This is a genomic window from Psychrobacter communis (assembly GCF_014836505.1).
Taxonomy (GTDB): Bacteria; Pseudomonadota; Gammaproteobacteria; order Pseudomonadales; family Moraxellaceae; genus Psychrobacter; species Psychrobacter faecalis.
Genome location: NZ_JACSQR010000008.1, coordinates 23,363 through 48,945, shown reverse-complemented (window position 1 = coordinate 48,945; position 25,583 = coordinate 23,363). Strand labels below are relative to the sequence as shown.

The 25,583-nt window shown below is 41.6% G+C and carries 19 protein-coding genes, 1 tRNA gene and 4 pseudogenes; 10 read left to right on the top strand and 14 right to left on the bottom strand.

Translation table 11 applies throughout. The features are described 5' to 3' along the window. Nucleotides 1–60 precede the first annotated feature (60 nt). Nucleotides 61–1,134 carry a metallophosphoesterase gene (locus H9653_RS04710; protein WP_191690825.1) on the top strand — a complete coding sequence of 358 codons (1,074 nt, stop codon included), beginning with the start codon at nucleotides 61–63 and terminating at the stop codon, nucleotides 1,132–1,134. 116 nt (nucleotides 1,135–1,250) lie between these two features. After that, nucleotides 1,251–2,387, top strand: coding sequence for a metallophosphoesterase (locus tag H9653_RS04705; protein ID WP_191690823.1), 1,137 nt, complete (start codon nucleotides 1,251–1,253; stop codon nucleotides 2,385–2,387). Between the two features lie 107 nt (nucleotides 2,388–2,494). Here H9653_RS04705 and H9653_RS04700 read toward each other — a convergent pair whose 3' ends face one another. Beyond that, entirely contained in the window at nucleotides 2,495–3,982 is a 1,488-nt protein-coding gene (locus H9653_RS04700) for an alpha/beta hydrolase (protein WP_191690821.1), read from the bottom strand. 476 nt (nucleotides 3,983–4,458) lie between these two features. Between H9653_RS04700 and grpE the strand changes: the two genes are divergently transcribed. The 6 genes from grpE to H9653_RS04670 all read left to right on the top strand — a co-directional run bounded on the left by grpE (nucleotide 4,459) and on the right by H9653_RS04670 (nucleotide 11,218). Then, nucleotides 4,459–5,073: a nucleotide exchange factor GrpE gene (gene grpE, locus H9653_RS04695; RefSeq protein ID WP_191690819.1), complete on the top strand. Its 615-nt coding sequence runs from the start codon at nucleotides 4,459–4,461 to the stop codon at nucleotides 5,071–5,073. Nucleotides 5,074–5,317: 244 nt separating this feature from the next. Beyond that, nucleotides 5,318–7,261: a molecular chaperone DnaK gene (gene dnaK, locus H9653_RS04690; protein ID WP_191690816.1), complete on the top strand. Its 1,944-nt coding sequence runs from the start codon at nucleotides 5,318–5,320 to the stop codon at nucleotides 7,259–7,261. A 330-nt stretch (nucleotides 7,262–7,591) separates the two neighbouring features. After that, nucleotides 7,592–8,146, top strand: coding sequence for a porin family protein (locus tag H9653_RS04685; protein ID WP_102076986.1), 555 nt, complete (start codon nucleotides 7,592–7,594; stop codon nucleotides 8,144–8,146). Nucleotides 8,147–8,314: 168 nt separating this feature from the next. Continuing rightward, complete coding sequence (locus H9653_RS04680) at nucleotides 8,315–8,803, top strand: NfeD family protein (protein WP_225211613.1); 489 nt, start codon at nucleotides 8,315–8,317, stop codon at nucleotides 8,801–8,803. 21 nt (nucleotides 8,804–8,824) lie between these two features. After that, a complete protein-coding gene (locus tag H9653_RS04675) occupies nucleotides 8,825–9,685 on the top strand; it encodes an SPFH domain-containing protein (RefSeq protein ID WP_068405008.1) in 861 nt (286 codons plus the stop codon). Between the two features lie 156 nt (nucleotides 9,686–9,841). After that, the gene (locus tag H9653_RS04670) at nucleotides 9,842–11,218 is read left to right on the top strand and encodes an esterase-like activity of phytase family protein (protein WP_191690814.1); all 1,377 of its coding nucleotides are present in this window, start codon (nucleotides 9,842–9,844) and stop codon (nucleotides 11,216–11,218) included. Nucleotides 11,219–11,315: 97 nt separating this feature from the next. On the opposite strand, the gene hemN is transcribed toward H9653_RS04670, so the two are convergent. Beyond that, a complete protein-coding gene (gene hemN, locus H9653_RS04665) occupies nucleotides 11,316–12,860 on the bottom strand; it encodes an oxygen-independent coproporphyrinogen III oxidase (protein ID WP_102076988.1) in 1,545 nt (514 codons plus the stop codon). 187 nt (nucleotides 12,861–13,047) lie between these two features. Continuing rightward, a pseudogene (locus H9653_RS04660) lies at nucleotides 13,048–13,731 on the bottom strand (penicillin acylase family protein); the annotation flags it as partial. A gap of 76 nt (nucleotides 13,732–13,807) precedes the next feature. Between H9653_RS04660 and H9653_RS04655 the strand changes: the two are divergent. Continuing rightward, nucleotides 13,808–14,468: pseudogene (locus tag H9653_RS04655) on the top strand (transposase); the annotation flags it as partial. Nucleotides 14,469–14,890: 422 nt separating this feature from the next. Here the strand turns inward: H9653_RS04655 and H9653_RS04645 are convergent. The 7 genes and pseudogenes from H9653_RS04645 to H9653_RS04615 form a co-directional block, all read right to left on the bottom strand. Beyond that, entirely contained in the window at nucleotides 14,891–15,586 is a 696-nt protein-coding gene (locus H9653_RS04645; protein ID WP_191690812.1) for an HAD family hydrolase, read from the bottom strand. A gap of 111 nt (nucleotides 15,587–15,697) precedes the next feature. Next, nucleotides 15,698–16,687 (bottom strand): ABC transporter ATP-binding protein, encoded by a 990-nt coding sequence (locus H9653_RS04640; RefSeq protein ID WP_191690810.1) that lies wholly within the window; start codon nucleotides 16,685–16,687, stop codon nucleotides 15,698–15,700. Between the two features lies 1 nt (nucleotide 16,688). Continuing rightward, nucleotides 16,689–17,537: an ABC transporter permease gene (locus H9653_RS04635; RefSeq protein ID WP_225211612.1), complete on the bottom strand. Its 849-nt coding sequence runs from the start codon at nucleotides 17,535–17,537 to the stop codon at nucleotides 16,689–16,691. 18 nt (nucleotides 17,538–17,555) lie between these two features. Continuing rightward, nucleotides 17,556–18,464 (bottom strand): ABC transporter permease, encoded by a 909-nt coding sequence (locus H9653_RS04630; RefSeq protein ID WP_225211611.1) that lies wholly within the window; start codon nucleotides 18,462–18,464, stop codon nucleotides 17,556–17,558. Next, nucleotides 18,461–19,270: an alkaline phosphatase family protein gene (locus H9653_RS04625; protein WP_191690808.1), complete on the bottom strand. Its 810-nt coding sequence runs from the start codon at nucleotides 19,268–19,270 to the stop codon at nucleotides 18,461–18,463. The genes H9653_RS04630 and H9653_RS04625 overlap by 4 nt, the downstream gene beginning before the upstream one ends. A gap of 52 nt (nucleotides 19,271–19,322) precedes the next feature. Then, the gene (locus H9653_RS04620) at nucleotides 19,323–20,435 is read right to left on the bottom strand and encodes an ABC transporter substrate-binding protein (protein ID WP_191690806.1); all 1,113 of its coding nucleotides are present in this window, start codon (nucleotides 20,433–20,435) and stop codon (nucleotides 19,323–19,325) included. 277 nt (nucleotides 20,436–20,712) lie between these two features. Beyond that, a pseudogene (locus H9653_RS04615) lies at nucleotides 20,713–21,938 on the bottom strand (IS3 family transposase). A 64-nt stretch (nucleotides 21,939–22,002) separates the two neighbouring features. On the opposite strand from H9653_RS04615, the pseudogene H9653_RS12470 reads away from it, so the two are divergent. Then, a pseudogene (locus tag H9653_RS12470) lies at nucleotides 22,003–23,124 on the top strand (NnrS family protein). A 104-nt stretch (nucleotides 23,125–23,228) separates the two neighbouring features. Here the strand turns inward: H9653_RS12470 and H9653_RS04600 are convergent. The 4 genes from H9653_RS04600 to H9653_RS04585 all read right to left on the bottom strand — a co-directional run bounded on the left by H9653_RS04600 (nucleotide 23,229) and on the right by H9653_RS04585 (nucleotide 25,357). Then, complete coding sequence (locus H9653_RS04600; protein ID WP_191690878.1) at nucleotides 23,229–23,948, bottom strand: phosphoglycolate phosphatase; 720 nt, start codon at nucleotides 23,946–23,948, stop codon at nucleotides 23,229–23,231. 92 nt (nucleotides 23,949–24,040) lie between these two features. Continuing rightward, entirely contained in the window at nucleotides 24,041–24,541 is a 501-nt protein-coding gene (locus tag H9653_RS04595) for a DUF4385 domain-containing protein (protein WP_191690800.1), read from the bottom strand. A gap of 195 nt (nucleotides 24,542–24,736) precedes the next feature. Further along, nucleotides 24,737–24,812: transfer RNA gene (locus H9653_RS04590), tRNA-Phe, on the bottom strand. Between the two features lie 122 nt (nucleotides 24,813–24,934). Beyond that, on the bottom strand, nucleotides 24,935–25,357 hold the full coding sequence (locus H9653_RS04585; protein WP_191690798.1) for a hypothetical protein: 423 nt from the start codon (nucleotides 25,355–25,357) through the stop codon (nucleotides 24,935–24,937). Nucleotides 25,358–25,583 lie beyond the last annotated feature (226 nt).

Here is a 25,583-nt window from a genome sequence, read left to right as displayed (position 1 = left end):
CTACAACAGGTAAGAATATTGGCGTACTATAAGCCCGTCTTTGTCTGATTCAATTTTATCATGTGGCCTTTTATCATTCTTACCCAGCTGCTCGCCCTGATGAGTAGCGTGATATTTTACTGGTTCTTTCAACCAAAACAGCGCTTAGCTAAAGCCGGTTTGTTTTTAAGTATTTTTATTATCAACAATGTTTTTCTGCTCTACGGCTTGAGTGAATTTTGGCGCGAGCGCTTTCATGTCTATCTGGTTGTCGGCATTTTACAAGGCTTTATGTTTTATGCCGCATTAATAACTGCGGTTATTGCCTTGGTCTATGTTTATATTCTTAAACAAAAACTCCGGCCAAAACTTATACGTGCCGTTGCAGCGATAACTTATATTGGCATTGTGGGCTTGGCGGTATTTAATGCCTACTCACCAGTCGTCCATCGTCTAAACGTCACGACAGATAAGCCACTTAAGCGGCCGCTGCAAATTGCTTTGGTGTCTGATACGCATTTGGGTAGATGGTTTGGCAATCGGCAGATTGATAAGCTGGTCAAGCTGATTGATGCCCAGAATCCTGATGTCGTGGTCATCGCAGGCGACGTCATGAATGATTCTACTGACGCTTATGATAAAACCAATATGCATGCGCACTTATCAAAATTGACAGCGCCGCTCGGTGTCTATGCCACTTTAGGCAATCACGATTATTCTGGTAACGAAGTGGCAATTGCCAAGGCCGTTGAACGCGCGGGGATACAGGTAATTGACAATAAAAGCATTTGGTTAGACGATTCAGTCTTGCTGATAGGGCGTTCAGATGAGACAGATCCCGCACGTCCGGCTGCGATAGAGTTGCTTAGTGAAGTGAGGGCGGATAAGCCGGTGGTATTTTTAGAGCACAGCCCTGCTGACTTAGAACAAATAAAGGGTTTGCCAATCGATTTGCACCTGTCAGGGCATACGCATGGCGGGCAGATATTTCCTTTAACGATATTACTAAAGTGGTTTACGCCGCTGGTTTATGGGGCAAAGTACAGTGAGGGCACGCAGTTTTTGGTGACTTCTGGCTATGGTATTGGCGCAGTACCCTTTAGGCTTGGCACGCGCTCTGAGATATGGATGATTACCTTGCAGTCGGCGCAATAGTAGTCATCCCAGCGCTCACAAGTATTGAAAAAGCAGTCGCTATAATCCGCTAATTTATAAATACCGCCACAACCCAGCAAACGCTTTATCAAAATATTATCTCGCTAGGAATTTTCATGCGCTACGCATTTATTATCACTATTATTGTCCTGCTGCAGCTGTTTAGTTTTGGCGCAGCGTGCAGTCTAGAATGGTGGCTACAGCCTTGGAGCACGCCTTTATTAATACAAAACACTTGGATTGCTGTCTTTGCGGCTACCAATGTTCTTTTGCTGCTTAGCGTCACAAAATCATTTGCCAATAGCTATCGCTGGATAAGTGCTTGGATGATGGTGATGCATTTTATGCTACTAACGGCGCTATTGAGCAGTCTATTATATGGTGGTTTTTGGCTTTTACATGCTTTGGGTATTCCTACTTTTTATGATACAGACGTAATTAGTATTGGCTTACGCATTTTCGCCCTAGTTTTCTTTATAGGCCTATTTAGCTATACGCTGTATAACGCTTACGTGCCGGCGGTGCGCGAGTTGTCTATTAAGATTAATAAGCCGCTAAATTACTCGCTGCGTATTGCAGTAGCCAGTGATTTGCATTTGGGCCGTTTATTTGGCAATAAATCTATCGAACGGCTCAATGACATTGTGCAGAGCTATCAAGCAGACATATTGTTGATGCCAGGCGATATTATGGATGACAACACTGAGGCGTTTGCTCAATACCATATGGCAGAAGATTTGGCAAAGCTGGTGAATAGTCTGCGCTACGGTGTCTATGCGACGTTAGGTAATCACGATTTGTACGGTCACGAGCAGCCAATTAGTGAAGCTTTACAAGCTGCTGGCGTGCAGTTACTCAACGATGAAGCGACTTGTCTGTCGCATCAAGGCCAGCCGATTTGGCTTGTTGGACGTTTTGATAATCATAAACGGCAGAGGGTAGCGACGGCCGAATTGCTCAAACAAGTGAATACTACTGAGCCAGTAATTTTATTAGATCACCGACCGAGCGATATTATGGCGCATAGTCAGTTGTCGATTGATTTACAGGTTTCAGGACACACCCATAATGGGCAAATATTTCCAGCCAATTTTATTGTAAAGGCGATTAATCGCTTGGGCTACGGCTACGAAAAAATCGGTAAAGGTCACTTTGTGGTATCGTCAGGTTATGGATTTTGGGGCATACCTTTTCGTTTAGGCTCACGTTCTGAAGTTTGGCTCATTACGTTAAACAGTCAGCCGAATTCATAAAAACTATCTTTATCATATTAATGTCCTTGACGATTTAGTTGCAATAAATCTCGAACTGCCTATTAAACGCTAACCTCACTTTTTAGTGATAACGGCTATTCTATTTCTTAGGCTGCTAATAAATTTTGTGTACTGATGACGTCACGTACAAAGCCAGCAAAGCCATGGATAATATGATTGGTTTGCTGCTCAAGTCCTTGGTGCACGCTCATAAAATGAATAAAGCCATGCGGCGCACCATAGACCGTATAAGTTTGGACAGCTCTACCATAATCCTCTAACTGCTTGGCATACGCAAACGCCTCATCACGTAAAACGTCCAATTCTGCTGCAACGACATAGGTCGGGCAAATGTGGCGATTGTCACCGAGCATAGGCGACGTCAAGATATGTTGACGTGGCAGCGGACTATTTTCTAAACAAGCCGCATCAAAAACCGCCACATCGGCGTGATCGAGCAATAACCCTTCGCCGTATAGCTCCCAGCTTGGATAATCATTTTCGATATCCGTTACGGGATATAAAGGCATTTGTGCCAGTGGCTGCGGCAGGCGCTGCAATATCTCAAACGTTTTTTGCCCATCAACGCCTAAATCTTGCCATGCTTTTGCAGACGGCGTGATGACTTGTTGCGCAATCATGGTTGATAAGCCGCCGCCTGCACTATCTCCTGCCAAAACAATACGCGATGCTAATGCCCCGAATTTATAGCAATTATCCGCCAACCAAGCATAAGCGGCAATACAATCTCTTAACCCCGTAGGCGCAGGATGTTCAGGCGCTAGGCGATAATCGACACTAACCACTGGCCATCCTGTTCGTTCACAGACGGCATGACAAAACTCGTGATGGGTGTTGATGTCGCCAATACAAAAGCCACCGCCATGGAAAAATAGCATAACGGTTTCATCAGGATTGATTTTGGTTTTCTTTTTAAAACTAAAGCCTGCTGCGTTTACTTGCTTTTGATAACAACGAATCAGCATATCACCATCATCCGCGTTGGCAATCGTCTTATCTTCCCAATTGACGCTAGGCTCATTTTTCTTGGTAAAAGGTTTTATCGTGTCAAATAACGAAGAGCTTGCCTGTTGCCACACTCTAGGCGTTTGCATAGCAACAGCATCAGTAGCAAAGCGTTTCCGCAGCTCGCCCATCTCTGAGAGCTGTAAAGGAGTTTTAAGCTTACTATTCACCGCCAGAATCAAGCGCAGGTGCGCATCAACATGTTCATATTGCTTAGCCGTTGGTCCATCTAGATAACCAACCAAGCTGTCTAATACTGTTTCTGGCAAGAGACCGATACTTTTCATTGCATAGTGCAGCAAATGGGGCTGATAAGTCGTCAGCAAATTGTGATGCAGTACTTTATCTCTAATAGATAGGGGCTCGCTATCAATGCAGGATTGCCTATCGTCAGTGCTTATTTGCAAAGTATTTATCTGTAATGGCTCTTTTTCAACATTCTCTAAGGAGTTATTTGATGAGTTAACAGATGAATGCTGACGTTTTTCTTGAGCTAAAGACGTAAGGTTTAGTGTCCTTACTGCTTTATTAAGTAAGGTGTTGACTGATAATGTCGCTGAATAAGGCATAACACCTCCCATAAATGATAAATTATATTTGTAGTTATCATAAGATAGGCAAAAATAAAGTTGAGTATTCTTTAGTAATAGTGTGCAGGCTAATAGTAATTTATCTGGCGTAAATGACGCTTTTTTGTAGGTTTTGTTAGTGAAATGAATTACTTATTGACGACAATAGTAAAGAGAGTAAGGTTGTTTTAAAAGGGCAAACCTCTTAAATATAACCATACCGTTATCATGGATCAAGACGGTATTTATAACCAGCGATAAAAATTCTACACAGTAGGCTTGAAATTTACTCGCCTCACCTTTATTAATCAGCTATCAGAAGGTAGTTAAAAGTTATTGCTAACCATAGGTGATTTATAAAATCACGGTTTGGCTAATGGTCGATTATTTCATTATCTGGCCAATTTATGGTGTTGTTTTCTAATCCATCATTATTCAGTTAATAACCTTATTCATAATTATATAAAGGAGCCATCATGAGCGAGCAGAATAATAACCACGAAAATATTGATCAAAATGTCTCACACGACAATGTTTCGCACGACAATGTCGAGCACGACGACAGTATCTTAAAAGAAACGCTAGAAGAGTTTAATCCCCAGCAAAATTCAGGGGAAGAAAGCACTATCGAAAACGATATCGATTTAGATACGTTTAAAGCGCGTATCGCCGAGTTAGAAGGCGAGGTCAAGCAAGCGAAAGAAGGTACAGCGCGTGCCAATGCTGAAGCTTACAATGCACAAAAACGTATGGAGCAAGAAGCCGATAAGAGCAAGAAGTTCGCCTTGCAAAAATTTGCCAAAGAGCTATTAGAAGTGGTCGATAATTTAGAGCGCGCTATCGAAAATGCTCAAGCAGATGACCCTGTCACCGAAGGTGTCAGATTGACGCATAAAGCATTATTAGATGTCTTAAACAAAAACGGCGTAGAAGTGGTTGAGCCACAAGGCGAGAAATTCAACGCTGATTTGCATGAAGCGGTTGGCATTGACCCAGAAGCCGAAGCTGATACTGTGGGTACGGTACTGCAAAAGGGCTATAGTCTGAACGGTCGTTTGCTGCGCCCAGCAATGGTTCGCGTCGGACAGTAGATTTTGAAAAACTAATAATCTAAAGGTTAATATTTTACATAATAAGTCTTTAACCAAGTTAAACCTTACTATTAATAAGGGTTTACACAAAAAATCACATAAAAGATATTTTTTGCCGGTTAAATGACTTGAAATAATACAGCGCCAAACCTATATAGAACAACAAGTGACCGTCTGGTATCTGCTGGATTAGGTCTGATGAGATAAATAGCTTATTTAAAAAATAAATTAGGAGCAATTAATTATGGGTAAAGTAATTGGTATTGACTTGGGTACAACGAACTCATGTGTCGCAGTGATGGAAGGTGATAAAGTTAAAATCATCGAAAATGCTGAAGGTACACGTACCACACCATCGATTGTCGCTTACAAAGATGACGAAATCTTGGTTGGTCAGTCAGCGAAGCGTCAAGCGGTGACCAACCCAAACAACACTTTATTTGCCATTAAACGTCTGATTGGACGTCGTTTTGATGACAAAGTGGTGCAAAAAGACATCGGTATGGTGCCTTATAAAATCGCTAAAGCCGATAACGGTGATGCGTGGGTTGAAATTAACGGTAAAAAATTAGCGCCACCACAGGTTTCTGCTGAAATCTTGAAAAAAATGAAAAAAACAGCAGAAGATTATCTTGGTGAAAGCGTTACCGAAGCTGTTGTAACAGTGCCTGCGTACTTTAATGACTCGCAGCGTCAAGCAACCAAAGATGCCGGTAAAATCGCCGGTCTTGATGTAAAACGTATTATTAACGAGCCAACCGCTGCCGCACTTGCTTACGGTATGGATAAAAAACAAGGCGATAGCACCGTTGCCGTTTATGACTTGGGTGGTGGTACTTTTGACGTATCAATCATTGAAATCGCTGACGTTGATGGTGAGCAGCAATTTGAAGTACTGGCGACCAATGGTGATACCTTCCTTGGCGGTGAAGACTTTGACTCAGCGTTGATTGATTATCTGGTTGATGAATTTAAAAAAGACCAAGACGTCAACCTAAAAGGTGATTCGCTTGCGATGCAGCGCCTAAAAGAAGCCGCTGAAAAAGCAAAAATCGAGCTATCAAGTGCCCAAAGCACTGAAGTCAACCTACCATATATCACTGCCGATAGCAGTGGTCCTAAGCATTTGGTTGTCACTATCAGCCGCTCAAAACTTGAGAGCTTAACGGAAGAATTGGTACAACGCACGATGGGTCCTTGTAAAACTGCCCTTGAAGATGCTGGTCTAAAAGTTGGCGATGTTGATGACGTCATCTTAGTTGGTGGTCAGACTCGTATGCCATTAGTACAGCAAAAAGTACAAGAATTCTTCGGTCAAGAGCCACGTAAAGATGTGAACCCTGACGAAGCGGTTGCCGCTGGTGCTGCGATTCAAGGAGCGGTATTGTCTGGTGACAAAACTGACGTCCTATTGCTTGACGTAACACCATTGACGCTTGGTATTGAAACCATGGGTGGGGTAATGACGCCAATTATTGAGAAAAATACCATGATTCCGACTAAGAAATCACAGGTGTTCTCAACGGCTGAAGACAACCAGCCAGCCGTAACGATTCAGGTGTATCAAGGTGAGCGTAAAATCGCCAACCAAAACAAACAACTTGGTCGTTTTGACTTGACGGATATTCCACCAGCGCCACGTGGTTTGCCGCAAATCGAAGTTACCTTTGACATTAACGCTGACGGTATCATGAACATCTCAGCGAAAGACAAAGGTACTGGTAAAGCGCAAAGCATTCAGATTAAAGCGGATTCTGGTTTGTCGGATGAAGAAGTCGAACAAATGGTGCATGATGCGGAAGCGAACGCTGCTGAAGATGAGAAATTTGCTAACCTTGCGCAGGTACGTAACGAAGCAGATGGTCGTATTCATGCGGTACAAAAAGCGCTAAAAGAAGCTGGCGATAAAGTCACTGAAGATGAAAAATCAACAGTAGAAACTGCCATCTCTGAGCTTGAAGCGGCTGCTAAAGAAGATGATCATGATGACATCAAAGCCAAACTTGAAGCGCTAGACAATGCTTTCTTACCAATCAGCCAGAAGATTTATGCTGACAGCGGTGCTGGTCCAGAAGGTATGGATCCAAGCCAGTTCCAACAAGGCGCTGAAAATGCTGGTAACAATAACCAAGCGGATGACGATGTCGTCGATGCTGAGTTTACTGAAGTTGACGAAGATAAAAAATAAGCTTAATTAAAGCTTAAATCGACGTTGATTTCATAATAAAAGGCGTATCTTTCGGGATACGCCTTTTTAATGTTGAATCTCAGTCGTTGTTAATGAGTAGGGAATATTACTCAAAATAGGTGATTGTAACAAAAGATTTCATATCTAGCCCTTTGTAACCCAAGGGCCGACAAACACTTGCAAAAGTTAACTTTCTTACCATTAAACACTGACAGAGTTTTTGACACGGTTTGTTACTATGTATACATCGTTAGCAAACAAGGCGATATGGCTAAAAAGCCCACATAAATAAATAACTTGTTTGTCCAAATTGATTTTAAGGAGCTACATATGAAAACTCTACAAAAAACTCTACTAGCCCTAGCTGCAGGTTCTTTACTAAGCGTAGGTGCACAAGCAGCCGTAGCATATGGTAATGGTTATACTGGTCAGCCATACGTTGGTGTAAAAGTCGGTCAGTTTGACGTAGACGTAGATGGTGCTGATGATCCAACTGCTTATGGCGTATACGGTGGTTACAACTTTGATCCTAACTTCGGTATTGAAGCTGAATATGTAGGTTCAGATGATGCTGATTATCGTGGCGGCGATATCGATGCCAAGACTTACGGCGCTTACGGTACTTACCGTTATGCATTCCCTAACACTGGTTTATATGCTAAAGGTAAACTAGGTGTTGCAAAAACTAAAGTAGAAGGTGACTTCACTCGTAACATCGGTGGTACTGAGATAAGAACTGAAACTTACTCAGATAGTGATACTAGTCTAGCTGGTGGTGTTGGTCTTGGTTACTCAGTCAATCCTGACTTCAGCGTTGAAGCAGAATATGACAAACTAGGTAGCGATGCGGATCTTATGACTATCGGCGCTCATCTTAAATTCTAATTAATTGAACATTAAGTTCTATATTAATGAAAGAGTTAGATGATAAGCAAAATAAAAAACGATCACTTAGGTGGTCGTTTTTTTATGCCTATAACTTTTAAGGCGCTGTTTGATAACAAAATGTGCTACATTGAAAGCTAGAATGATAAAGATAGGGAATGAGCAATTATGGAGATGCTTTGGATGCTTGAACCGTGGCACTGGCTGGTATTAGGCTTTGTATTGCTAATCATTGAGATGTTTGTACCGACGTTTGCCAGCCTGTGGTTTGGCGGAGCGGCTATCATCGTGGCTGCTCTTTCGTGGTTGCTACCCATTTCTGTATCGTTGCAAATCATTATTTGGTTGGTACTTTCGGCTATCTTTTTATTGGCTTGGTTTAAATTTATCAAACCATTATCTGTCGATCGCACCAAAGCAGGGTTGGGCGGTAGTGTCATCATCGGTGAAACTGGTATGATTATCGTCGCGCCGCAGTTAGAGCGCGCAGGCGTTGTACGCTTTAGTGTACCTATTGTTGGGGCAGCTGAATGGATGTGCCGTACGAGCGGTGAGCAAGTTGCCGTCGGGGATCGCGTGATAGTGACGGATATCGTAGGTAATGAGCTGATTGTCAGTAGTATGCAAGCGCAAGCAGTTATTAATAAAAATAGTTAGGCATAATAATAGAGGTGCAACATGGAAAGTTTTAGTATTGTCATGATCGTTTTGATTGCATTGGTCGTGTTTACGGTGTTCAAAGGCGTGCGCATTGTTCCTCAAGGGTATAAATGGGTAGTGCAGAGACTTGGTAAATATAGCCAAACCCTAGAGCCGGGATTAAATTTAATCATTCCTTATGTCGACGACGTGGCTTATAAAGTCACAACCAAAGACATCGTGCTTGATATTCCCTCTCAAGAGGTTATTACCCGAGATAACGTGGTGATTATCGCCAACGCCGTTGCTTATATTAATATTGTCCGTCCTGATAAAGCCGTTTATGGTATCGAAGATTATGAATACGGTATTCGAAATTTGGTACAGACGTCTTTGCGTTCAATTATTGGTGAGATGGATTTAGACAGCGCCTTGTCAAGCCGTGATGAAATCAAAACCAAGCTCAAATATGCTATCTCAGAGGATATTGCCGATTGGGGTATTACCCTAAAAACGGTAGAAATCCAAGATATCAATCCCTCGCAAACCATGCAAGCCTCGATGGAAGAGCAGGCGGCGGCAGAGCGCTTACGCCGTGCTACCGTCACCCGTGCTGACGGGCAAAAGCAAGCGGCTATCTTAGAGGCAGATGGTCGCCTAGAAGCGTCACGCCGTGATGCTGAAGCGCAAGTGGTATTGGCGAAAGGCTCAGAAGAATCTATTCGTTTGATTACTGCCGCAATGGGCGACGAAGAAATGCCGATTGTCTATTTACTTGGCGAGCAATATATCAAATCGATTCGTCAGTTAGCCGAATCTGATAACGCAAAAATGGTGGTATTACCGGCTGACATTCTAAGTACCATAAAAGGTATGGTAGGTGATAAGCTTAAGGTTTAACTAAGTATGCTTTAGGCGTATTTAAATTTGTTAGAAAAATAGTCAGTGAGCGTTTTACGTGCTGACTATTTTTTTAACTTTTAATTGATAGCTAATCAACTTTTTAGCGTGCATTACTCTATTTTTAATAACAATAATAATTCAAGGAGAATAATAATGACCAAGCAAGATATCAATACTGCAATTATTACTATAAATGAATTTGTGCAAGGTAGCCCGTTGCCTTATAGCGTGCTTGATGCGACGCATATCAATGCCGCTTATCCTGAGCAGAAATTAGAGATTCGAGGCGGCGGTTACGGCTCAGGTGCAGCTGCACATCCAACCAATGCCAAGCAGTTTTATGTCCTTACCGACCGTGGGCCTAATGCCGATTTTGACGGAATTGCCGGTAAAGGTAAGCAGTTTCTTGTGCCAAATTATACGCCGTCTATTGGGTTGTTTGAATTGCAAGCTGACAGCAAAATTATCAAAGTAAAAGAAATAATTCTAAAAGATAACAATGGCAATCCTATCTCAGGACTACCAAACCCCAAGGCTTTTGGCGGCACCAATGAAGTACCTTACGATGTCCATGGTCAACCGATGACAGTCAACCCGCAATTGCCTTTTGATGCGGTAAGTAATCCGATCAAAACTGATATCAATGGTTTAGACCCTGAAGGGCTCGCAGCGCTGCAAGATGGCAGCTTTTGGGTCAGTGATGAGTACGGTCCGCACCTTGTGCATTACGATGCCAATGGCGTAGAGATTGCGCGTATCAATGCGTTTGCCAATGATGAGCGTAATAATGTGATGGTTGATGCTAAGCCAATCTTGTTACCGACGGAATTTAGCAAACGTCGTGCCAATCGTGGCATGGAGGCGTTAACCATTACGCCTGACCAAACGACGCTGGTCGGTATCATGGAGTCCTCTATGGACAATCCTGATAAGTCAGGGCGACTGTCTTCTTTAGTACGTATGGTAACGATTAACTTAGTTTCAGGACAAATAGCGCAGTATTTATATCGATTGGATAACGCAGCGCATGTGACCTCTGGTATTGTGGCGCTTAATGACCATGAGTTTTATCTCATTGAGCATGATCGCAAATTCCCGCTCCAAGATAAGTCAGCACAAAAACTCATTTATAAAATTAATATCGCGCGAGCAACAGATATTGCAACCATTGCAAATGATAAAAGTGTTAAACAGAATGATAGACTGGGTTTGACAGTGAATGGGCAAACACTTGAGCAGCTGATTGCCGCTGACGAAGAAAATTGGCAAATCCTTGAAAATATAAACATCACGCCTGTTAAAAAGACCTTGGTCGTCGATGTGCTGGCGAGCTTAGATTACCCGCATGATAAGCTTGAGGGCTTATGGTTACGGCAAGATGGTTCTCTGGGTTTACTCAATGATGATGATTTTGCGATGACAGATACCGATATAATCAATCCAAAAAGCAGCGTCGAGCAAAAGTATCTCGATAAACAAAAAACCATTGAAGATGCCAATCGCCTATATATTGTTATGCCGACTGAATAGAGTAGATTGGTTTTTTTATCAATACTTATCGTATTACAGCCAATAAAAAGACCTCGCATTAGCGAAGTCTTTTTTATTAATAACGTATAAAAAAGTTTTAAATTACTTTAGAGAAGCGATTTTTATGTTTTTTATCTAAATACTCATCGAACACCATGGCGACATTACGCCCTAATAGACGACCTTTTGGCAGGACGCGAATACCAGCGGCATCCATGTCAATCAAGCGATCCTCTTGCATCGCGCCCAATTGCTGAATTTCATCGATAAAATAAGTAATGGCATCGATACCGAATTTCTGATTAACGTCTCTAAAATCGATATAATCATGACAGAGTAAATTCATAATCACGTATTCACGCAGACGATCTTTAATCGAGGTTTTAATCACATTGACCGCTGGCATGATCGCTGGATTATCACGCGCCGCATCGATATTTTCTTTATATACCTGCAAATCCGTATGGTTTTGCAAAATATAGCTGCTATTGGCGTTAGAGATTTGGCTGATTGACGACACGCCAAAGCCTAATAAATCGCAATCGCCCATGATGGTATAACCTTGAAAATTACGATGTAACTTGCCTTCGCGCTGGGCGATAGCAAGCTCATCGTCAGGTTTGGCAAAATGGTCGATACCGATATATTGATAACCGGCCTCGCTCAAGGTATTGATAGTGTTACCAAGCATGGTAAGCTTGGCAGCTGGCGTCGGTAAATCTTCCTCTTTAATTTGGCGTTGCGATTTAAAGCGCTCAGGCAAATGGGCGTAATTGAATACCGATAAACGATCGGGTGACATCTCGATAACACGGCGTACGGTCTTGTCTAGAGTCGTTGGCGTTTGATGCGGTAAGCCGTAAATCAAATCGACGTTGGTAGAATGGAAGCCCAATCTACGCGCTTCAGCAAGCACATTCTCAATCAGTTCAGCAGAGTTGATACGGTTGACGGCGATTTGTACTTTTTCGTCTAAGTCTTGTACGCCTAGACTGACGCGGTTAAAACCAAGGTTACGCAGTACCGTTAGTGTCTCGTCGCCAAGCTCACGCGGATCGATTTCAATAGAGTAATCGCCTTGATCTTCTGGCAAAAATTCAAACTGGGTTTGCAAAAACTCCCAAAGTTTTATCAACTCATTATCTTGTAAAAACGTTGGTGTACCGCCACCGAAATGCAGCTGCTTAACCAGTGGTTTTTCACGATCGGCTGGCGTCTTTAATAAGCTACGTTTGTGCTTAATTTCTGCCATTAAATATTCTAAATAATCGCCAGCGTCGCTGTTCTTTTTGGTGATAATTTTATTACAAGCACAGTAGTAGCAAAGGTGACGACAAAACGGAATATGGAAATACAGCGATAAGGGCGCATCGGCTTCGCGCTCTTGCAAAATCTTAGTCTCCAGCCCCTCAGGCATAGGTGAGAATTCTAACGCGGTCGGGTAGGAGGTGTAACGCGGTCCAGAGCGATTGTATTTATTGATAATCTCTTCATCGAATGCCGGCAGCTGCTTACTGGTAATGCTGCCACGAGTACTGGCATAGGGATTGGGCATCTCAACCACAGGACGTGCAGTAGTAGGCTGCTCGTCGGCATGAGCGAAAGATTTTTGGTCGCTATTGATATCGGCTGGTTCTGACATGCGAGATTCCTCGGTTTAACTGTATAAATCGCCACTTAAGTAATAAGTAGTATAACAAATCAATAGTTATAGTGGCATGGACGGTAAGTTTTCGTATATACCCATAAAGTTGTATTGCTATCTGCAATAAAAAAAACTTCAGGATTGCCCTAAAGTCTTTTTATTATAATCAATAATTTAGCTAGAATTATTCTCTCAATTTGATCACTTCACCAACCGCTTGTTTAGATATTTCGCTCTTACTAAATGGCAGACGAATCCACTCTTTATCTGAATAACGGCGCGTCTGATCACGATGATAAGGGCGCGTTGTATCTCCTGCTTGTGAGTAGGCAAGCAGCGCCTCTACAACAGGACCTTTACTATCAAAGGTCACTGACTGCATATAGGTTGGGCCATTGGTCACTGGACCATAAGTGCCATCGCTGTTTTGACTTGAGCTTGCGACATTGAAGACGCCTTCACCACCAAAACCACCATGCATAGGAATCTTTTCATTGTTCTTGCCTGCATCAATAACGAACTGCAAGCTTCCTAATGGCGCATCAAGCGCAATAGTTCTATCATTAAAATATTTGATTGAGTCGCCAAGCGCTGTACGTGTCTTATCATTGATGATTAAGTCACGAGGGGTGTTAATGGGATCTGCCTTATTAAATGGAACACCAAAACCTGCATAATCACTTACACCAAGATTGGTCCAAAACTTTCTAAAGACATGAGCGCCTTTACTATCGAGATTATCGCGGCGATCCCAATTGCTTAGTACGTTACAAGCCTGTGTTGCGTCAATGCTGTCACCGTCTTTTAAAGGCAATAGAGGGTTAGCGGTACAATCTGCTAAGACATCATCGAGCACTAATTCGGCGGCATAACTGCGGTTGAGCTATGCTGAAGAAACCGTACACCTAAACTTGGTAAACTAAGCGTATTAATCGGAGTTTATCATGACTAAGAAAGTAAGAACCTACAGTAACAAATTCAAAGCCGAAGCCGTTAAGAAGATAGCGGATAACAATGGCAATATTTCAGCCACGGCCAAGCAGCTTGGTATCGCCATGCAGACGCTATCAAACTGGCATAACAAAGCCAATCAAGGCAAGCTTGTCGGCAAGAGCAATATGATCCTGACCTTATGAGTGCTCTTCAAGAAATAAAGCAGCTCAAGCGTCAGCTCAAAGTGGCTGAAGAGGAGCGCGAGATCTTAAAAAAGGCGACGGCGTACTTCGCGAAAAACAGCCCGTAAAGTACGCCTTTATCAAAGACAATCAGCAGATATTTAGCACCACTACTATGTGCCGTGTATTAAGGATTAAGCCATCGAGCTACTATGACTGGCTGGGTCGTGATATCAGCGATCAATAGATATACCGTAACCACTCTGAGCCGCTAATCAAAGCCGCACACAGTGAAACATTAGAGCGTTATGGTATAGATCGTTTGCATGCGCATCTGAGCGATCAAGGACATACTATCAGCCCCTACATGATTAGAAGCATTAAAGAAGAGTTTGGCATTAAATGTCGTCGTCACAAGCGTTTCAAAGTCACCACTGACTCTAATCACAATAAGCTTGTCTATGACAATGTTTTAGATCAGAGGTTTGAGCTATGCTGAAGAAACCGTAAAAGTAAACTTGGTAAACTAAGCGTATTAATCGGAGTTTACCATGAATAAGAAAATCAGAACTTACAGCACAGAATTTAAAACTGAAGCGGTTAAGAAGATAGCAGAGAACAATGGGAATATCTCAGCTACTGCAGAGTAGCGAGGCATAGTCATGCAGACATTATCTAACTGGAAAAACAAAGCTGAGTTTATCTCTATGGTTTCTTCAGCATAGCTCAGCTTGTATCTATAAGCTTTTATTATATGGCTGAACCACCCCGGGATTATCGGAGACTTAACCTGTTAAGCCAAGCAGCTTAACTTATATAAACAGTCTCCGATATAGTCGGGGCGGTTGCGTTATCCCTGCTGTCACTCTTCTTTAATGTTTCCGCATACTTTTGGAACACCACCCCTTAAATTTACCAATCCTCTATTAACCACTGTTGAGTTAGTGCATATGCGCGCAGATAATCATCTGGGGTCACGCAGATAGAAACATCCGCCCATTCAAGTAAAGGAATATCGTTCTTTGAATCCGAGTAGAAGTAAGTTTTATCAAAACTAATATTTGCTAATTTCTTTTTATCTAGCCATTTATCAATATGATATATCTTATCTTCTTTAAAGTTTGGTCTGTCAGTTAGTTTACCAGTATAGCATTGGTTCTTAAGTTCAAGTGGAGTAGCGATTATATTGGCTTCTAAAAGGCCAAAATGCTGAGCAATGGAAGATACTAAAAAATCATTAGTAGCGGAAGTAATGACCACCTCGCGACCCAACTCAAGATGCTCATGCAATACGCGTAAAGCTTTTGGGCGGATGTGGGGAATAATCTCACTTTCAACATAGTCCTTACGCATCTCATAAAGGCGCTTAATAGGTAAGGTACTTAAAAACTGAGCGACAAACTCATTATATTTAATAGCATCCAGCGTACCAGCGATATATTCTTGATAGAACTTTTGGTTAGTACGGCCGTAGTTCTCTTCATTAACGTAGCCATGTTTTACCAGATATTTACCCCATAAATCATCGCTATCAACATCTAGTAAGGTATGATCTAAATCAAAGAGCACCAGCACAGTGTCTTTTTTTTGCAGACGAGGTGTATTCATACTAATATTCCTATAGCTAATAATTGAACCTTAAAGCGTATGCATAAATAAATTGATTTTCCATAATAAATATGAATTATTAATGAGGATATTAAACATATGAAATTCTCTCTATGCCATGGTTATGACCTCATCTTCAGGAATCGTTAAATAGACGCTATCATTAATAATGAGTTTGCTGGCTTCACCATAGTTAAGAACATCTACATCTAATATTTCACCTTCGTCAGTCTTTACTTGATAACGCACTACGCCGCCAGTTAATGTACGATCGATAATTTTTCCTGCGACATCTCCATTAGTAGAATCTATCTGAATTGCTTCAGGGCGAATTGCCATGTCTAATTGTCCAATGGGTAATTTATTTAAACAATTAAAGCGCCCAATATTGTAATTCCCAATGAAGCCAGCAGTGAATTTACTATTTGGCTGGCTATAAATCTTCTCTGGTGTTGAATGTTGTGCAATACGACCTTTATTGAGTAAAACTACTTTATCAGACAAAGCAAGTGCCTCTTCTTGATCATGTGTGACAAAGATGGTTGTCAGTCCTAGCTCTTTATGTATATGTTTTATCTGTTGACGTAGACTTTTACGCAACTTAGCATCTAAGGCAGATAGCGGCTCATCAAGTAATAATAAGTCTGGTTCCATGACAAGAGCACGAGCGAGAGCAACACGTTGCTTTTGTCCGCCAGATAAAAAAGCAGGCTTTTGCTGAGAAAATTCGGTTAATTCCACCAGCTCTAAAGCTTCTTTAACCTTACGCAAACGACTCTCAATGGGTAGCTTTCTAATTTTAAGTCCAAAGCCTACATTGTCAGCCACGGTCATATTCGGAAACAAAGCATAATGCTGGAAAACCATGGCAATATTGCGTTTTTGCGGTCTGGCATGGGTAATGTCTCGACCGTTCAAAATGATTGACCCAGAATCCAAGAATTCAAGACCAGCTATGCTGCGCAATAAAGTGGATTTTCCGCAACCTGAAGGTCCAAGCAGAGTGATTAACTGACCTTTTTCTATATTCAAATCTAAATCATCAACTACAGTAAGCGCACCAAAAGACTTTCGTGCATTCTTCAATCGTAAATAGCTCATGTTAGCCCCTTCTTTTTGAGCCACTAAACATATTAATAATGGCAGTAATAATAAGTAGAATAAAAAAGTATGAGATAACTACCGCACTGCTTAAATGTCCAGAGAGATTTTTTAAGCTGTATAAGTAAATTTGAATAGTCTCGAATTGTCCACCTATCAAAATATTTACATAAACGAACTCGCCAATTAAAAAAGAAACGGATATAAAGAATGCAACAATAAAACCTGTTTTGAGATTGGGCATAACCACGTAAAAAACAGTCTTTAAAGAGGTCGCTCCCATTAGATTAGATGATTCAATCAAATCTTTGACTCCAATAGCTAAAAAATTACTATCCAAAGCTCGGTAGACAAAAGGTAATACAATGGTGAAATAACAACCAATAAGAATAAGAATGGCACCAATTTTGTTATTTAGGAAATCAGAATATAGGTTTAATACACCTATAGAACTAACGATAGGAGGTACTGCAAAAGGGAGCACCAAAACAAAATTAATCCAGCGCTGCCAATGTGGTTTTTTAGTGTGTACGATTAGTAGCACAGGAAATATTAAAGTAATACTTAATAATGCGCCACTAATACATAATAAGAAGGAATAGAAACAGGCCCATAGAAATCTTTCATCTGTCCAGATCTGTAACAACCACTGAAATGTCCAAGACTCAGGTAATATAGATTGTGACCAATTACCCGAAATAGCATAGATACCTGTTGAAGCAATAGGTATTGTTATTATAGTTAATAATATTAAAATATATAATGAATGATAAATCTTATTAACTTCAGATTTGGTTCGTTGTTTGCCCCCCATCGGGGAGTTAATGGTATTAGCTGGCTGATTTGACATAGCTGTTTTTCCACTTTATTACGTATGATATCGACCAAGCAAATATTGATGAACAATCGTAACGATAAACATCAAAGAAACCAATATTAACGCTAACGCCGCTGCCATATTTGGTTGTAATGTCAAATTACCTGCAATTAATGCTGCTATACGAATTGGTAATATGTTGAAACTGCCTGATGTGAGAGCATAAGCAGTAGCATAAGCACCCAAAGCATTAGCAAACAAAATGATAAAAGTACCCAAAATGGCAGGTGAAAGTACGGGTAAGCCTACTTTAAAGAAATATTGAAAAGCACTGGCACCTAATAGATAGGCGTTTTCTTGCCAATGTTTTTGTAATCCAGAAATAGCAGGGAATAATAATAAAGTTGCTAGAGGGATTTGAAAGTAGATATAACTTAGCAGTATTCCATTAAAAGAGTAGATATCAATAATATTGGTTAAGCCGAGTTTTGCGAGTACTAGGGTCATTACACCACTAGAGCCAAAAACGATAATCATAGCAAAAGCTAATGGAACGCCGCTAAAGTTACTCAATACTGTATTGATAGCAATGAGTATTCGACCTAGGGTAGAATCTTTTATCACTTCAAGCGAGTAAGCGCCTTGAAAACCTATTAGTAAGCTAATTACGCTACTGTATAAACTAATTTTTAGAGACAAACCTATTGCTTGTAAGTAGAATTTACTACTAAAGATATCTTTAATATTTCCTAAAGTTAGTTCACCTAAATCATTATAAAAGGCATTGATTATAATCCAGCCAAGCGGCGCAAGAATAAATAAGATAACTAAAGTAATAAAAGGGAGAATGAGAATATATATTTCGACATTTTGTAGTAATCTTCTTGTAGAGGTGAGCGAGTCGATATTTTTACTATAGTCAGATTTAGTGGTTTGAGGCTCAAAAATTTGAGTGGTCATATTAATAACTCTCTACAGATAGGTTTATCATGCTCAATACCTAGTAGGTTACAGACTGTACCGCAAAGCTCGGTTTGGTTAATGCCATTAGTCATATCATTATAGGAAAATTGATCACCAAATACATACAAAGGTACTTCGCGCTCTTCCAGTAAAGTCCCACCATGCGATAAGTCATTGTTCATACCATGATCGGCGGTAACAATAATCTGGTAGCCATCCTCTCGCCAAATATTTATATAGTTTGATAAATGCACATCGGCGTTACGAGCGGCATTACGATATTGCATACTATCAACTCCAAACTTATGCCCCATATCATCAATATTCATTGGATGTACTAGCATGAAGTCTGGTTGATAATTTTGCCTAAGGTTTTCAGCATCATCAAACAGGTGTGAGTCAGGATAAGTGTCATCGTAATAAAAATGGCCATGCTGAATAGGTAGCCTTGAGTCTGCAATATGACGGTCGGTTGCCGCATTGAAAGGGCTGTGGTTATACAGCTCGCTTATCCAGTGATAAGCGGCGGCCGCAGTAGATTTGCCTGCTTGTTGGCAATAATGAAAAATACTTTTCTCATCAGATAGCCGCTGAATTTTGTTATGATATATACCACTGTCAATAGGACGAATACCGGTGAGGATGCACTCATATAATGGGCGAGACAAAGACGGCAACTCACATTGTAATACGTATGATTTACCTCGTTTTTGTTCACATAATGCCTGCATAAATCCCATACAGTCAATACCAACTTTAGCGTTCAAACCATCCAATATAACTAAAATTACCTTATTACTCATCAAATAAATCCTTAGATATCATGAATCTGTAAAATAGTGTTATAAATACATATTACTGTTGATAAATAAGAACATTCTCTTGCCATAGCTGTGGTAGCTTAGCTGATGTTTCTTCCCAAACCTTAGCATCAGCAATAGGTCTGGCATTAGTATATTGAGATTCAGGTAACAACTTGGCTTGAACATCTTCTGGAATCGTTAAATTAGCAATACGGATAGGGCGAGCGTAACCACGAGCAAGATTCAACTGTCCTTTGTCTGACAAAATATGTTCACGTACGAGCTTAGCAGCATAAGGGTGCTTAGCGTATTTATTGATAATTGTGGCGTAACCTGATTTTACTGATCCATCACTTGGAATAACGACGTCAAAACGAGAGCGGTCAATTTGATCACGATAATTTAACCCATTAAAGTCCCATACTACTGCTACTTCTATCTCACCTTTTTCGAGGTTTGCGACTGAAGGGTCAACCATGCCAAGACGCCCTTTTTTAGCTAGATCAGCAAAATATTCCAACGCAGGTTCTAGGTTAGCCTCTGTACCCCCTAAAGCATAATTAGCCGCTAAGACACCATTAACGGCCTGACTAGCAGAAGATATATCACCAATCGTCACTTTATATTTAGAGTTTTTTAGATCGCCCCAGCTTGTAGGGATTTGATCAACCTTTTGTTTGTCCACTATAAAGGCGATAGTTCCCGTATAAGCAATTACCCAATGTCCATCTTCATCTTTTGCCCAAGCAGGAATTTGCTCCCATTTACTAGTCTTATAAGGCAGGCTTACACCTTTTTCTACAGCAACTGGTGCAAAAGATGCACCTACGTCGCCGATATCAGATGTAGCGTTATCTTTTTCAGCGATAAATTTTGCAATCTCTTGAGCAGAGCTCATATCGACATCTGTGTGTTTGATGCCATACTTAGACTCTAAATCTTCCCATGTTTCTTTCCAGTTTGCCCAAGTATCCGGCATACCAACACTATTTACCTCACCTTCAGCTTTAGCTTTAGCGGCTAAATCATCAAGTGAGAGCTCCGATGCTTGTTCATACTCTGTATTAGAAATAGGTGCACTCTTCACATTACTGGAGTTATTACAGCCACTTATTAGAAAGGTGGAGAAAGATAATCCGAAAAATATATAAGACGAAATACGCATGAAGCTATTTTCCATATTTTTAGTTAGGTTAAGAGGTTATTTAAAGATATACAGCTACTTTTAATATGTATGTTGCAATAAAATTACACCACTCCAAATGTAGCTTATCGATTTTAAATAGATACTCTAACGATTTAATATGACAGTATTAAGTCAAACCCTGATATCAATCAAGCCACCTGAGTATTTCTAACAATAGTAAGCATCCACTAGGACGTGTCATCAATTGGCTGACCCCTGCCGTCAATCCCGTATATATAAACTTGGGAGATTTTGATTACGCAGCCTGACGATAATAATCAAACCACACCTGTCTTGGCGATTTATAGCCTAAACCCTTTTGAATCCTAGTCTGATTATAATATAACTCAATATATCCAATGATATCTCTGATAGCTGCAAACCTTGTTTTATAGTCTTGGTGATATACTAGCTCGTTCTTCAATATGCCCCAGAAGCTTTCTATGGGTGCGTTGTCAAAGCAGTTGCCTTTACCGCTCATTGAACCTGTAAACTGATGCTGCTTGATGATCTTGTGGTAAGCATGGCTACAGTACTGACTGCCTCTGTCAGAGTGAACGACTAGCCCTTTGCTTGGTTGTTTATTCTTGATGGCCATGTTCAATGCTTTGCATACTAGATCTGCGGTCATTCGCTTATTGATCGCATAGCCGACCAGCTCTTTGGTATATAAATCTTTGACTCCCGCTAAATACAACCAGCCCTCAAGCGTCCAAATATAGGTGATGTCACTGGCCCACGCTTGGTTAGGGCGACTGGCATCAAACTCTTGATCCAACACGTTTGGATAGACCAGTTTGTTGTGATTGGAGTCGGTGGTGACTTTAAAGCGTTTGTGGCGACGGCATTTGATGCTGTATTCCTCTTTGATGCTTCTGACCATGTAGGGACTGATGTTATGACCTTGCTCACTTAGATGCGCATGCAGACGCTCAACACCATAGCGCTCATGAGTTTCACTGTGAGCGGCTTTAACGAGTAGCTCACAATGGTTGCGATGTATCTGCTGCTCGCTGATATCGCGACTCAGCCAGTCGTAGTAACTTGAATGCTTAACCCTTAGCACGCGGCACATAGTGGTGATGGTAAAGAAGTACTGGTTATCTTTGATGAAGGCGTACCTGACTAGCTGTTTTTCGCGAAGTACGCCGTCGCCTCACTCGAGCATAGCTCTCCCCTTGCGTCGGGGCGAAGCAGTGCTTCGCTTTATCCCTCCTCATTTAGTATCTCGCGCTCCTCTTCGGCAACTTTGAGCTGTCGTTTGAGCTGCTTTATTTCTTGAAGAGCTGTCATAAGATCAGGGTCGTATTGCTCTGTGCCTTTGAGCTTGCCTTGGTTGGCTTTGTTATGCCAATTCGATAGCGTTTGCATGGCAATGCCAAGCTGCTTTGCGGTTGCTGAGATATTGCCATTATTGTCTGATATCTTCTTAACGGCTTCAGCTTTAAATTCTGTGCTATAGGTTCTTATTTTCTTGACCATGATAAACTCCGATTAATATGCTTAGTTTACCAAGTTTACTTGTACGGTTTCTTCAGCATAGCTCATTCCGCTTGCTGCGCTGTATTCCGCTTTAACGCTACCTTTATCAGTGGGAGGTCAGCTCGGCTGGTTTACTGTCCCTGCAGGCTTGCAGTACGCCTGGGGTCACGGTCATGAAATGATTTTTGGTTTTGCTTTACTGGTGATTGCAGGTTACCTTGCTGGCCCGCAACCAAAAACCTATATCTTTACTGTGATGGGGTTATGGCTAGTGGCTAGGCTGAGCTTTTGGGTTGCGCCGATTAGTATGGTTACAGCGATAATTAATAACGTTTTTGTTGCGACGTTAGTATGGAAGCTTGCGCCTATTTTTTTGCGAACGGCTAAGAAATGGCGAAAAAAATCGGCAGGCTTTGTGCTGGTAGGCTTAGGTATTTCTGCGCTTGGTTTTCATATGGTTATGCAAAGCGATTAGCCAGATGGCTTGAGTCTGAAATTCTTATTAGAAGCGGTGTTGTTGTTAAGCGTATTGATGTTTTATATGCGCGGTCGAATAATAGCGCCAGCATTAGCAGGGCATTTTCAGAGTCAAAATCGGTTCTTAAAAGATCGTGTGCAGCCCAGGTTTGAAGGCAGTATTTTAATTCTGCTATTTTCAGTATTGGTGTTAAATCTACTGACCTTTACTTGGATTAAGCCCGTGATGGCAGCTCTTTTACTGTTCGGTGCGCTGCTCTGTATGATTCGAGTACTGCGCTGGCGACCGTGGTGGAGCTATGGGCGTGCCGATTTATTGGCTATGCTTTTGGGATACAGCTGGATTGTCGTGGGCTGGGTAGGTATTGCTTTGAGCTTAATAACAGCCAATTTTCCGATTACCAAAGCGTTGCACGCCATTACTATAGGAGCACTGGGAACGCTCACCTTCACAGTGATGTCGCGAACTCGATCACACCGAGTATTGCGTGACACGAACGCCAAGCCTTTTGTCTTTATCTTAGTGTTATTGATAACCGCTGCGGCATTATTGAGGCTTAATCCCATTTGGCTAGGGTATTCTCAAAGCATGGTGTTAGCCGCTTGCTGCTGGAGTTTTGCTTTTATAGGGTTATTTGCTTGGTTAATGCGTCTTAATAAAATAGAGAAAAAAGTGAAACGGCAACGACAATTAATGCAGGATAAGTAGGCGCTTAGATAAAGTGTTAATTATCATATTAGTCTATTTATCAATATCGATGAAGAGAATTACAGCGTCACTTTAACTACAATATCAAATCCCTATTAAAAACGTTATACGCCCAATAGTTCTAATAAGCCAGCAAACTCATCAAACGCAAAGTTTGGCTTACTATCACGAATATCGACACCATAATTATAACCATATGAGAGCCCAATGGTATCCACGCCCGCATTTTTCCCTGCTAAAATATCATTGATCGAATCACCAATCATAAAAGCGTCAATAGGCGCAAACCCAAGCGACTCGCAAACATGTAATAACGGCGCAGGATCTGGCTTTTTAGTCGGTAAGCTATCGCCGCCAATCACTTCGCTAAATAGCGGCGTCCAGCCCATATGATCTAGTATTTTAGGGACAAAACGAATCGGCTTATTGGTCACCAGTGCCAAGGTATAGCCTGCGTTTTTAAGCTGATGCAAACCAGCGCTCACGTCAGGATAAGCCGTGGTTTTTTGACAATCAAGGGCGCCATAAGCGGCAAAAAAAATACGAAGCGCTTCCTCTACCGCCTCGTTGTCTAGGCTGTCATCAACAATCACCTGACCTAATAGCGCCCGCTCAACCAATACACGCGCGCCATTACCAATCCAGCCTTTAATGGTATCAAGCGGGAAGGGAGATCGACCTAGTTGCTCAAGCATCAGATTGGTGGCATCCGCCAAATCAGGTACGCTGTCAATCAGCGTGCCATCAAAATCAAAAATGAGAAGTGGTTTTTGTTGTGAAGTAAGTTGCGCTGTAATGGGCGCTGGGGCAGGGTTGTTGGACATCATAAAAGCTCTTATTGTTAAGTTCAGATAAAGCGTAGCACAATCAAGCGCCTGAGGTCATTGTGATTCATGGTTGTCATTTTTATAACCGATTATTTGACGTCTTTATAGCGTGCGCGATGTTCTGCTTTCATTTTGAGATACACGTCATTTTCGCGGCATTTATCCCAAGTTTGCTTAAAAATACGCGCTGATTCTGCTTTTATAGGGTCTTCAACCTGCCGTGGTAATTCTTCACGGCCATGAGCGCCGCTTTGGCCTTTTTTATCGTCAAGGACGGGTCCTTTATATTTCTTGCCACCTTTGTGGTTGGCGTAGCGGCGGGCGCGAGTATAGCCCATTTGGATAAATTTGCGCGCCATATCGGCACCAACAAAGTCATCGGCAGCGAGATAATCTAAAAACATCTGATAAATGGTCTCGCTACTCTCTTTTGCTATATCAGGTGTCGCAAAGCGCCAATGTGGCAATATCTCCGACTTATAAGGTTCGACCAATAATACGCCTTGCTCACCGCGACCGACGCGATAAAGCTCAGGCTGCGCGCGCAAGTCTAGGTTTTTATAATCCAAGTCATAATCAAACTCTCTCATGGTTTTACCCTTTTACTTTGCATCCATCGTTTTAGTATAGAGAGAGTTTACCCTTTAAAAACAGCCTAAAAGTGTTATGAATTAGTGCGACTATCAGTTGTAGTAGATAGCTATCCTTGTAATTTTTATTAAATTTTAACCATAAAAAAAGCCCCAAACTGTAATGTTTGGGGCTTTTTGGAATGCTTAAACGAATGGTGGCTCGAGGCAGGTTCGAACTGCCGACACACGGATTTTCAATCCGTTGCTCTACCGACTGAGCTATCGAGCCGTCTTCGTTGAGGCGCTATTAAACTAAATATAGGCGTTACTGTCAAGTGATTTTTGCATAATAAGTGAGAAAAGCCTATAAATAATCGAATATCAGCCAAAACTAAGCTTTTAACCTCGTATTTAATCCTTAGCGCGCAGGAGCTCATACTCGCTCATAATACGGTGAATATCGGCATCGACTGGCACGAACTCGCGCACGCCTTTTTTCACTTCGGCATCATAGACCAGTTTGATAAATTTCGCATCGATAGCGCGCCCACGATTTTGGCTATGAACAGTAAGATATTGCAAGCGCTTGGCATCGGTTTGCCCGTCATCAAAGCAAGCAACCGCGGCGATAGGCTTATCATTAAACATGCCAACATACAAAGTCTGACCACGCTTAAAACCTTGCTCAACGAGGTTTAATACCTCTGCGCCACTTGGCTGATTGTCATCGCTGTCATATAAGGCATGCAGACGCTCTGATAACTCGTTCTCGCGGGCAGGGTTTTTAATTAGGGGCGCATCTAAGCTATTGATGGCGATCGCTTCTAAAGGCATAATCGGTTCCTATAAGTGTTTACCGCGTCGTAACATCGAATGTAGCGTTGAGGGATCAGCGCGGGTGATGATTGATAATACTGAACGCACTATTTTAGCAGAATAGGGCGATTTTGTGCGTGGATTACTGCTTGGTCGTGGCAGTAAATGCTAGGGTTTGCTATGATGAAGATAGACAATGGTTTATACGCCAAAAACCCAATATTCTACCTTTTTAAATAAGCTT

Excerpts from the sequence above, each read along its gene's own strand:
- H9653_RS04635 (WP_225211612.1), bottom strand. The coding sequence starts at position 17,537 with ATGTCAAATCAGCCAGCTAATACCATTAACTCCCCGATGGGGGGCAAA.
- hemN (WP_102076988.1), bottom strand. The coding sequence starts at position 12,860 with ATGTCAGAACCAGCCGATATCAATAGCGACCAAAAATCTTTCGCTCAT.
- H9653_RS04645 (WP_191690812.1), bottom strand. The coding sequence starts at position 15,586 with ATGAATACACCTCGTCTGCAAAAAAAAGACACTGTGCTGGTGCTCTTT.
- H9653_RS04595 (WP_191690800.1), bottom strand. The coding sequence starts at position 24,541 with ATGAGAGAGTTTGATTATGACTTGGATTATAAAAACCTAGACTTGCGC.
- H9653_RS04585 (WP_191690798.1), bottom strand. The coding sequence starts at position 25,357 with ATGCCTTTAGAAGCGATCGCCATCAATAGCTTAGATGCGCCCCTAATT.
- H9653_RS04700 (WP_191690821.1), bottom strand. The coding sequence starts at position 3,982 with ATGCCTTATTCAGCGACATTATCAGTCAACACCTTACTTAATAAAGCA.
- grpE (WP_191690819.1), top strand. The coding sequence starts at position 4,459 with ATGAGCGAGCAGAATAATAACCACGAAAATATTGATCAAAATGTCTCA.
- H9653_RS04640 (WP_191690810.1), bottom strand. The coding sequence starts at position 16,687 with ATGAGCTATTTACGATTGAAGAATGCACGAAAGTCTTTTGGTGCGCTT.
- H9653_RS04600 (WP_191690878.1), bottom strand. The coding sequence starts at position 23,948 with ATGTCCAACAACCCTGCCCCAGCGCCCATTACAGCGCAACTTACTTCA.
- H9653_RS04705 (WP_191690823.1), top strand. The coding sequence starts at position 1,251 with ATGCGCTACGCATTTATTATCACTATTATTGTCCTGCTGCAGCTGTTT.
- dnaK (WP_191690816.1), top strand. The coding sequence starts at position 5,318 with ATGGGTAAAGTAATTGGTATTGACTTGGGTACAACGAACTCATGTGTC.
- H9653_RS04710 (WP_191690825.1), top strand. The coding sequence starts at position 61 with ATGTGGCCTTTTATCATTCTTACCCAGCTGCTCGCCCTGATGAGTAGC.
- H9653_RS04680 (WP_225211613.1), top strand. The coding sequence starts at position 8,315 with ATGGAGATGCTTTGGATGCTTGAACCGTGGCACTGGCTGGTATTAGGC.
- H9653_RS04685 (WP_102076986.1), top strand. The coding sequence starts at position 7,592 with ATGAAAACTCTACAAAAAACTCTACTAGCCCTAGCTGCAGGTTCTTTA.
- H9653_RS04675 (WP_068405008.1), top strand. The coding sequence starts at position 8,825 with ATGGAAAGTTTTAGTATTGTCATGATCGTTTTGATTGCATTGGTCGTG.
- H9653_RS04620 (WP_191690806.1), bottom strand. The coding sequence starts at position 20,435 with ATGCGTATTTCGTCTTATATATTTTTCGGATTATCTTTCTCCACCTTT.
- H9653_RS04625 (WP_191690808.1), bottom strand. The coding sequence starts at position 19,270 with ATGAGTAATAAGGTAATTTTAGTTATATTGGATGGTTTGAACGCTAAA.
- H9653_RS04670 (WP_191690814.1), top strand. The coding sequence starts at position 9,842 with ATGACCAAGCAAGATATCAATACTGCAATTATTACTATAAATGAATTT.
- H9653_RS04630 (WP_225211611.1), bottom strand. The coding sequence starts at position 18,464 with ATGACCACTCAAATTTTTGAGCCTCAAACCACTAAATCTGACTATAGT.